We start from the raw sequence: 9670 nt of genomic DNA, 5'->3' as shown, positions 1-9670 counted from the left end.
GCATGCGCTCGCGCAACTGGCAGGACAAGACGGCTTATACCTACGGCTTGCACGGCACGCCGACGACCTTCACGCTGGAAGCACGGCTGGCAGCCATAGAAGACGGCAAGCGTTGTCTGCTGGCGCCCAGCGGCTTGTCGGCGATTGCGATGGTCGATTTCGCCTTTCTCAAAAGTGGCGACGATGTACTGATCCCGGATAACGTCTATAACCCGAATCGAGAACTGGCCAACTGGCTGGCGCATGATTTCGGTATTACTGCGCGTTACTACGATCCGCTGATCGGCAAAGGCATCGTCGACCTGATCCAGCCCAATACCCGACTGATCTGGACCGAAGCGCCGGGCTCGGTGTCGATGGAGGTGCCGGACATTCCTGCCATTTGCCAGGCAGCGCATGCGAAAGGCGTACTGGTTGCGCTCGACAATACCTGGTCGGCCGGGATTGCACTGCGTGCTTTCGATCTGGGCGTCGATATCGTGATGCAGGCGCTGACCAAGTATCAATCCGGTGGTTCGGATGTGTTGATGGGTGCAGTTATCACGCGGGATCAGACCTTGAATCACAGGCTGGAACTGGCGCATATGCGACTGGGTTTCGGCGTGAGTGCCGATGACAGCTATCTGGTGCTGCGCAGTTTGCCGACCATGAAACTGCGTTTCGAGGCGCACGATGCAGCGGCGCGCAAGGTTGCGGCCTGGCTGCAGACCCAGCCGCAGATTGCGACCGTCCTGCATCCGGCATTGCCGGAATGTCCGGGACATGAAATATGGAAGCGTGATTTCAGTGGTGCCGGTGGATTGTTTTCCATCCTGTTCGATGCACGTTACACAGAAGCGCAGACGGATCGTTTTGTCGATAGCCTGAAACTGTTCAAGATAGGTTTCAGCTGGGGCGGCGCCAACAGCCTGTGCGTGCCGTATCGGATGCAGCATATGCGGCAGAACTGGCCGCATCAGGGACAATTGCTGCGGCTTAATATCGGCCTGGAAGACCCTGATGATTTGATAAACGATCTCAAACAGGCGTTTGACGCACTGTAATAAAAAGGCATCCTTGTGGATGCCTTTTTATTTGCCTTGCAGGCTGCGCACGAAGCGCGGCAGTTTTACTTTTTCACTGGCGGTTTCCAGCGGCGGCAAGCCGAGGAAAATGTGTCGGTAGGATGCGTACAGAATGCCACCCAGAATAGGGTACAGCGGCACCACGGTCAGGCCGTGGAACAAGGCACCGGCCATCAAGCACACGGCGCAGACAAAGACCACGATCACGACGAATTTGTTTTGATTGAAAGCCTTGAAGGTGTGATCCAGGCACAGCCTGAGCGGAAGATCGGTGCATACGATAAGCGGGATCGCAAACCAGGGCAGGATCACCAGCAACCAGAGGCCGATGGAAAACAGCGCCTTCGATCCGGCCATGAACTCACTTATTTCATACGATTTCTCAATATAGACAGACGGCTGCCCGGAAGGAATAGCGGTACTTTGAACAATATGAAGAATGACGAGCATCGCCATGCTCAGCGTTAATACCGTTGCGGCGGAACAGAGAAATATGCGCAACAGGGAAAAGGGCGACGATTTCAGCACCTTTACAATCGATTCGGATGAATCCGCGCTATATGCGACAAGAACAAAAGCACCAACCAGGACGGGAGAAATAATCGTCAGCACCAGCGCAGGGAACTGGCTGGCCACGCCCAGTGTGAAAAGAACAAGGGCGACATTCAGTACGAAATGCTTGCTGGACAAGTGCAATGCTTCGCTGACCCAACGGCGCCAGCTGGATGCGTCAACCTGTCTCGGACCAAAAGTATTCATCGCGATGAATGAAGCAAGTGATTGGATTAATGACTGATGTTGCCAAGGTCTGTTTTTTCAACTTCCTGCGAATTGCCATAACTCAGGCGGCGATTCATTCCGTCTTTGTTTTACAGCATAAGTAAATTCAAGCGGGAAAGCAAACCTGTCTTGCCCCTATGGGAAGCGCGTGTTGATTTCCGTGCCTGGATCAGCGCTCAAGCTCATTGAAGATTGGATGAAAGCAAAAATCATGAATAAAAAAGCATCCGGATGGATGCTTTTTTTATGAGGGGAATATCGTCAGGGCATGGTCTTGTTGTCGTTCAAGTCCACGATGCCCTTGATCAGCCGATACAGTTTCCACAACCATGCAACAGTCCAGACCAGGAAGGCGAGTGGTATGCCGATAAAGGTCATGAACAGGATGCCGCCCAGCGTCATCCATACCAGATACCACCAGAAGGAGCGGATCTGCCAGCCGTGATGGCTGTAGACAAAGGTGTTGGCACTATCTGCCCGCTTGACGTAATTGATGATCAGCGGGATGAAGGAAAATACGCCGAGTGAAAAAATCAGGCTGGCAGCGTGCGCAATATACAACCACCACGCGAGGTTTTTTGCCGATTGCAACGGACTGTCTAAAACGAGTTCTTGAGTCATGGGCGAGTCCTTGTGAGTGTGCAGTCAATCAGATGCACAAATGGAAATGAAGTTCCGCTCGTCAACATTTTAAACGATCAAGCCCGGGCAGAGCGGATGCAAATGCATGGTGCACCTGATCGTTTGCCTATGCATCCGGAAAAATGACCAAAAAAAACGGGCCCGCAAAGGGCCCGTTTTTGTATCTACTGCTTTTCTTATTTGACAACCATGTAAGTGAATGGAATCACATAAGCCTGCAGCGTTACCAGGAAGCCGACCAGGATGGCTAGGGCGATCGAATGGAAGAACACGTAGCGCAGAATATCGCCCTCGTGGCCATACCATTTGGTCGCGGTAGAGGCGACCACAATCGATTGCGCATCGATCATCTTGCCCATCACGCCGCCGGCGCTGTTAGCCGAAGCCATCAGGACAGGTGGCAGGCCCAATTGTTCAGCAGTCGTTTTTTGCAGGCTGCCGAACAGCACGTTGGCTGCAGTGTCAGAGCCGGTCAGCGCCACGCCCAGCCAGCCGAGCAGGGTACCAAACATCGGATAGAACGCGCCGGTGTGTGCAAATGCAAGGCCGAGGGTTGCATCCAGACCCGCGTATTTGCTCAGGTAACCGACAGCGAACATCGCGCAAATCGTCATCAGTGAATACCGTACCAGCACGATGGTGTGCCAGTATTCCTTGAGCATGCGGCGGAAAGAGTAACCCATCAACGCACCTGCCACGATGGAAGAAACCAGAATGCCGGTGCCGGCCATCGACAGAATGTTGAAGTTATATACGGCAGCTTCGACGAATGGCTCCTTGGCTACTGGCGGCATTTTCATGACCATCCTGTCGAGGCCGGGAATTGCATATTTCCAGGACCAGACCGCATCAATCGCCTTCTTGAAGAATGGTGTACCCCAGATAAACACGAAGACAGACAGAATCACCCAAGGCATCCACGATTTGGCAACGGTAATGTTGGCAGTTGCAGTATTGTCCGCGGTTACAGGCTCATCCTTGATGTCGTCCTTGGAATTGTCGTTGCGATTGCGCAGGGCCGTCGAGGTCCAGATTTTCTTTGGTTGCCATACTTTCAGGAACAGGGTCAGCGCACCCATCGACACGATGGCGGCAATGACGTCAACCAGCCACGGGCCGTGATAATTCGAAACCAGAAATTGTGGTACGGCAAACGATACGCCAGCCACCAGAATCGCCGGCCAGATTTCACGCATGCCGCGGAAACCGGCAAATGCCCAGATCAGCCAGAACGGTACCAGTACCGAGAAGAAAGGCAATTGGCGTCCGATCATTGCAGACAGATGCAGTACGTCGATGCCGGTCACAGAGGCCAGCGCAATGACTGGTGCGCCGAGCGCGCCGTATGCAACCGGTGCGGTGTTGGCGATCAGTGCCAAGCCGGAAGCAGCCAAAGGCGAGAAGCCAAGGCCGATCAGGATGGCGCCGGTGACGGCAACCGGGGTGCCGAAACCTGCAGCACCTTCAAAGAACGCGCCGAAACAGAAGGCAACCAGCAGCAACTGCAGGCGACGATCTTCGGTGATGCCGCCTATGCTGTTCTGCAATACCTTGAAGTAGCCATTCAGCGTGGTCAAGCGATGAAGGAAGATGATGTTCAGCACGATCCAGCCGATCGGGAACAGACCCGCTGCAATACCGTAACCAGCCGCCTTGCCGGCCATTGCCACAGGCATGCCAAAGACGACAGCGGCAATGCCGATACCGACCACCAGCGCCAAGCCGGCAGCCAGGTGGGCTTTCATGTGGAAGAATGCCAGCGCTGCCAGCAGCACTGCAACCGGAATGCCGGCTGCCAGTGTAGAGAATGCGAAGCTGTTAAGCGGATCGTAGATCTGTTGCCATATCATGTTTTTTTCCTTTGATCAGGGTCACTGTTTTTTTATCCTCGCTGATCGTCGCAGCGGAAGGCACGGTACGATAGCAGTCGCTTCACAGCGTATTGATGCAAAAAATTAACCTATCAATGAAATATTTTGATGTGGATGAGAATTGATGTTGTAAGTTCTTTTTACTTGCAGAAATAAATGAAACGGGGAAAGTATTTCAGGCTTGGGAGATTGGATAAGTTAGTTGGAAAATAGTTGCAGGATTCCATCCAGACCGACGAAATTCAAAGCCATGTCCGCTTGTGCCCGCACCACCGGTTTGGCGCGAAACGCCACCGACAATCCGGCAATGCTCATCATCCGTAAATCGTTGGCGCCGTCGCCCATGACGATAGCCTGGCGCGGCGCGATATCCAATTCCTTGCATACGCGTTCAACCGTCGCTTTCTTTTCTGCTCCGTCAACAATGTCGCCTATGACGCGGCCGCTCAGTTTGCCATCCACGATTTCAAGTTCGTTGGAATGCGTGTAATCAAGCCCGAGGCGCTGCTTCATGCGATCGGTGAAGAAGGTGAAGCCGCCGGATACCAATAGTGTTTTCATGCCAGCCGTCTGGATCGCCGCGAGCATTTTTTCAGCACCTGGCGACAGGGCCAGGCGTTCGTCGTAGACGCGCTGCAGTGCGCTGGCATCCAGACCCTTGAGCAGGGCGACGCGACGCGTCAGGCTTTCCTTGAATTCGATTTCGCCGCGCATGGCGGCTTCGGTGATTTCTGCAACCTGCGGTTTCAAACCTTGCATATCGGCAATTTCATCTATGCATTCGATTGTGATCAGCGTCGAATCCATATCCATGGCAAGCAGCCCGAAGTCGGATAGCGAGCGGCTGCGCTCTATGAATGCGTAATCAAGTTTTGCCGCCCATGCCGCCATATCAATTTGCGATTTCACCTCATCGTTGTAACTGACATCGACACAGCGATAGGCATGCTCGCCGATGGCGACGATCGTGCGCGGGCGGGCCAGACCGGCGATCTGTTCGACGATGTGACGTTGTACGCTCAGGCCTTGCAAAATCAGATTCATGGTGATGTCGGTTAAAGATGGATCGTTATGTTAGCAGTGCGCGTATCGTGTTCTTGATCTGGAGTACGCGCGCGGTGAGGTCGGGCATGTTCGCGGTAATACGCAATTTATCCTGACCGCTCAACTTGATGTGGCGATTTTTTTGTATCAGTTCGATGATGCGCATTGCATCGATAGGCGGATTCGGCTCGAACTGCAGGGTCGCAGATTCTGCATGCGCGTCTATCTTGATGATGCCGACCGGCACTGCTGCCACGCGCAGCCTGTGCGTTTCCACCAGCGCCTGTGCTGCATCCGGCAGCTTGCCGAAGCGGTCGATCAATTCTTCCTGCAGGTCGTTCACGGCATCCTGCGTTTTGCAATTTGCCAGGCGCTTGTAGATCGATAGCCGCTCGTGCACGTCGCCGCAGTAGGTGCTCGGCAGCAGTGCAGGCACATGCAGATTGATTTCGGTCGTGGTGGCCAGCGGTGCCGCCAGATCAGGTTCCTTGCCATTCTTCAGCGAACGTACCGCTTCGTTCAACATGTCGGAATAGAGCTGGAAGCCGATCTCGGTCATTTCACCGGATTGATTGTCACCCAGCACTTCACCAGCGCCGCGTATCTCCAGATCGTGCATCGCCAGATAGAAGCCGCTGCCCAATTCTTCCATTTGCTGAATTGCATCGAGGCGGCGTTGTGCCAGCTTGCTCAAGCCCTGCACATCGTGCACCAGCAGATATGCATAGGCCTGATGATGCGAACGGCCGACGCGGCCACGTAATTGATGCAATTGCGCGAGACCGAATTTATCGGCTCTGTGCATGATGATGGTGTTGGCGGTTGGCACGTCGATACCGGTTTCGATGATCGTTGTGCACAGCAAAATGTTGAAACGCTGTGCGACGAAATCGCGCATGATTTTTTCCAGATCGCGTTCATGCAACTGGCCGTGCGCGACGCCGATGCGCGCTTCCGGCATCAGTTCTTCCAGCATCGCCTTGCGGTTTTCGATGGTCTCGACTTCGTTGTGCAGGAAGTAAACCTGGCCGCCGCGCTTCAATTCGCGCAGACAGGCTTCACGTATCACTGACGTGTTTTCACTGCGCACGAAGGTCTTGATGGCCAGACGTTTTTGCGGTGCCGTGGCGATGATGGAGAAGTCGCGCAAGCCTTCCAGCGCCATGCCCAAGGTACGCGGAATCGGTGTAGCGGTCAGCGTCAATACATCGACTTCTGCACGCAGTGCTTTCAGCGTTTCCTTCTGTCTTACACCGAAGCGATGTTCTTCGTCGATGATGACCAGGCCAAGGCGTGAGAACTTGGTGTCGGCCGATAATAATTTATGCGTGCCGATCACGATATCTATCGTGCCGTCCGCCATGCCTTTCATCGCTTGCGTGATTTCCTTGCTGCTGCGGAAGCGCGACAGTTCGGCGATACGCACCGGCCAGTCGGCAAAACGATCGGCAAAGGTTTGCGCATGCTGTTCTGCGAGCAAAGTTGTCGGCGCCAGGATCGCCACCTGCTTGCCGCCGAGTACGGCGACGAAGGCGGCGCGCAAGGCGACTTCGGTTTTGCCGAAACCGACATCGCCGCAAATCAACCTGTCCATCGGTTTTCCGCTGGTCATGTCCTGGATCACGGCATTGATGGCAGCAGCCTGGTCGACGGTTTCTTCAAAGCCGAAACTTTCGGCAAAGGCTGCGTAATCGTGTGCCGAGTATTCAAAGCTGTGACCTTCGCGCAGGGCGCGGCGGGCGTACAGATTCAATAGTTCGGCGGCGGTATCGCGGATTTTTTCAGCGGCGCGGCGTTTGGCTTTTTCCCACTGGCCGGAACCGAGCGCATGCAAAGGCGCATCGTCGGGCGAGGCGCCGGAATAACGCGAGATCACATGCAGTTGCGAAACAGGTACGTAGAGCTTGGTGTCCTTCGCGTATTCCAGATGCAGGAATTCGGTTTCGCCTTCGCCCAGATCCATGCTGGTCAGGCCCATGTAGCGGCCTATGCCGTGATTGATGTGCACGACAGGATCGCCGATCTTGAGCTCGGACAGATCGCGCACCATCGATTCGACTTGCGTTGCGCCTTCCTGCTTCTTGCTGCCGATGCGACGGCCGGAGCCGGCGTACAACTCGGTTTCGGTGATGAACGCCAAGTTGCCCAGCGCTTCACCCAGTTCAAAGCCGGCGTGCATGGGCGCCACGCCCAGCATCAGTTTGGCCGAGGCGGTGCTGAAATCGGCAAAGCCATCCGCCGGCGTGAGTGCCAGATCGTATTCGTTGAAATACTGCTGCAGTGTTTCGCGACGGCCGTTGCTTTCGGCGCAGATCAGCACACGCTTGTCGGTTTGCAGCAGCCAGGCACGCAGATTGACCAGCGGATCGTCGGCACGACGGTTGACGGCGATGTTCGGCAATGAAGCTGACAACTCCGAGGCGACGTCTTCGCTTTGTATGATCCAGCGGCCGAAAGGTTTCGTCAGCGTGAAGAAGTTTTCATCACTGAGAAAAATCTGTTCCGGCGCCAGCAACGGACGTTCGCGATCCGATTTGAGAAAGCGATAACGTGATTGCGTATCGGCCCAGAAGCGCTGAATTGCGGCGTCGATATCGCCGACCAATGCAAAGGTGGTGTCAGTCGGTAAATAGTCGAACAGCGTTTTGGTTTCTTCAAAAAACAGCGGCAGATAATACTCGATGCCGGCGGAGGCGATGCCGCTGCCGATATCCTTGTAGATCATCGAACGCGACGGGTCGCCTTCAAAAATTTCGCGCCAGCGGCCGCGGAAGGCGGTGCGTGCTTCTTCATCCATCGGGAATTCGCGTGCCGGCAGCAGGCGTACTTCCCGGACCGGATACAGCGAACGCTGCGTATCCGCATCGAAGGTGCGTATGGTGTCTATCGTGTCGCCGAACAGGTCGATGCGGTACGGCAGCGCAGCACCCATCGGAAAGATGTCGATCAGGCCGCCGCGCACCGAATACTCGCCGGGCGACATCACCTGCTTGACCGGTGTATAGCCGGCCAGTTGCAGCTGCGCTTTCAGCTTCGCTTCATCCAGCGTTTCGCCCTGCTTGAAAAAGAAGGTGTAAGACGCGAGGAAGGCGGGCGGCGCCATGCGCACCAGCGCAGTGGTGGCCGGTACGATCAGGACGTCGCACTGGCCGTTCAATACTTCATACAGCGTTGCCAAACGTTCGGATACCAGATCCTGATGCGGCGAAAAGGCATCGTAGGGCAGGGTTTCCCAATCGGGCAACAGATGACAGCGCGGCTTTTCCTGGCCTTCGCCGGTAAACCATGGAATTTCAGTCAGCAGGCGCTGTGCATCGCTGGCATTGGCTACAACAACAGCCAGCATGCGTTTTTGCGATTTCAGTTCTGCTGCGGCCTGTGCCAATACATAAGCGTCGGCCGAGCCGTGTACAGCCGGCAGAACAAAACGCGAAGCAGGTTTGGGGAGAGATTTTTTTAGGTCGAATGACATCAAATAGCGACATTGAAAATGTCAGGGTGGTCAAAAAGTGCCGGCGGACTTGTTCAGACTGTCCCTACTTGCCCGAGCTTGTCCGAATTTGTTCGCACGCACTTCATTTGACAGTGAAAAATTATGGTGAGATTATAAACCAAGCCCCTGTTTGAAGTTCTCTTCGCTTGGGCGTGTGCGCAAATCCCGCAAGGTTTTCCCTACAACAGAGCGCACCACGCTTGTTCCCAGCGACCACAACATGACTTTACCCCGCTATTTCGGATTGATCCCTGCTGCCGGCATCGGCGCGCGCATCGGCGGCAGCATTCCCAAGCAATACTTATCGATTGCCGGCAAGCCTATGCTGCGGCATGTACTGGATACGTTTTCCGGCACGGCGGCCATCAGCCATACCTTTGTGGTCGTCAGCGCAGAGGATGGGTATATCAACGACGTCATGGCAGAGTCGCCGGATCATCGTTCCAGCATCACGGTATTGCGCGCCGGTGGAGCGACACGGCAACAGACGGTGCTGAACGGTCTGCATGTGGCCCGCGAGTGGATGGACGACGACGACTGGGTGCTGGTGCACGATGCAGCCCGTCCGGGGCTGAGCAACGGGCTGATCGACCAATTGATACAGGCGCTGAAGGACGACGAAGTAGGTGGTCTGCTGGCTGTGCCGGTGGTCGATACCCTGAAACGCATGGACGAATCAGGACGCGTCGCGCACACGGTTGCACGCGAACACCTGTGGGCCGCACAAACGCCGCAGATGTTTCGCTACGGTTTATTGAAGAAGGCACTGGAACAGG

7 protein-coding genes are annotated in these 9670 nt (G+C 55.1%); 2 read left to right on the top strand and 5 right to left on the bottom strand.

Annotation, left to right across the window (positions count from 1 at the left end; all coding sequences use genetic code 11):
• Nucleotides 1–1043: cystathionine beta-lyase (locus ABWP27_RS10605; protein ID WP_353156433.1), on the top strand; the 1043-nt coding region annotated here is incomplete at its 5' end.
• Between the two features lie 27 nt (nucleotides 1044–1070).
• Here the strand turns inward: ABWP27_RS10605 and ABWP27_RS10600 are convergent.
• The 5 genes from ABWP27_RS10600 to mfd all read right to left on the bottom strand — a co-directional run bounded on the left by ABWP27_RS10600 (nucleotide 1071) and on the right by mfd (nucleotide 8873).
• The gene (locus tag ABWP27_RS10600) at nucleotides 1071–1823 is read right to left on the bottom strand and encodes a hypothetical protein (protein ID WP_353156430.1); all 753 of its coding nucleotides are present in this window, start codon (nucleotides 1821–1823) and stop codon (nucleotides 1071–1073) included.
• Between the two features lie 282 nt (nucleotides 1824–2105).
• A complete protein-coding gene (locus ABWP27_RS10595; protein WP_353156427.1) occupies nucleotides 2106–2465 on the bottom strand; it encodes a DUF4870 family protein in 360 nt (119 codons plus the stop codon).
• Between the two features lie 197 nt (nucleotides 2466–2662).
• Nucleotides 2663–4333: an L-lactate permease gene (locus tag ABWP27_RS10590; protein WP_353156436.1), complete on the bottom strand. Its 1671-nt coding sequence runs from the start codon at nucleotides 4331–4333 to the stop codon at nucleotides 2663–2665.
• Between the two features lie 222 nt (nucleotides 4334–4555).
• The gene (gene serB / locus ABWP27_RS10585) at nucleotides 4556–5401 is read right to left on the bottom strand and encodes a phosphoserine phosphatase SerB (protein ID WP_353156424.1); all 846 of its coding nucleotides are present in this window, start codon (nucleotides 5399–5401) and stop codon (nucleotides 4556–4558) included.
• A 25-nt stretch (nucleotides 5402–5426) separates the two neighbouring features.
• Nucleotides 5427–8873 carry a transcription-repair coupling factor gene (gene mfd / locus ABWP27_RS10580; protein WP_353156421.1) on the bottom strand — a complete coding sequence of 1149 codons (3447 nt, stop codon included), beginning with the start codon at nucleotides 8871–8873 and terminating at the stop codon, nucleotides 5427–5429.
• 241 nt (nucleotides 8874–9114) lie between these two features.
• On the opposite strand from mfd, the gene ABWP27_RS10575 reads away from it, so the two are divergent.
• Nucleotides 9115–9670, top strand: a 556-nt coding sequence (locus tag ABWP27_RS10575; protein ID WP_353156419.1) for an IspD/TarI family cytidylyltransferase, incomplete at its 3' end; no start/stop codon positions are given.

The organism is Herminiimonas fonticola, assembly GCF_040395855.1.
GTDB lineage: Bacteria > Pseudomonadota > Gammaproteobacteria > Burkholderiales > Burkholderiaceae_D > Oxalicibacterium > Oxalicibacterium fonticola_A.
This window is presented reverse-complemented; position numbering and strand designations above follow the sequence as displayed.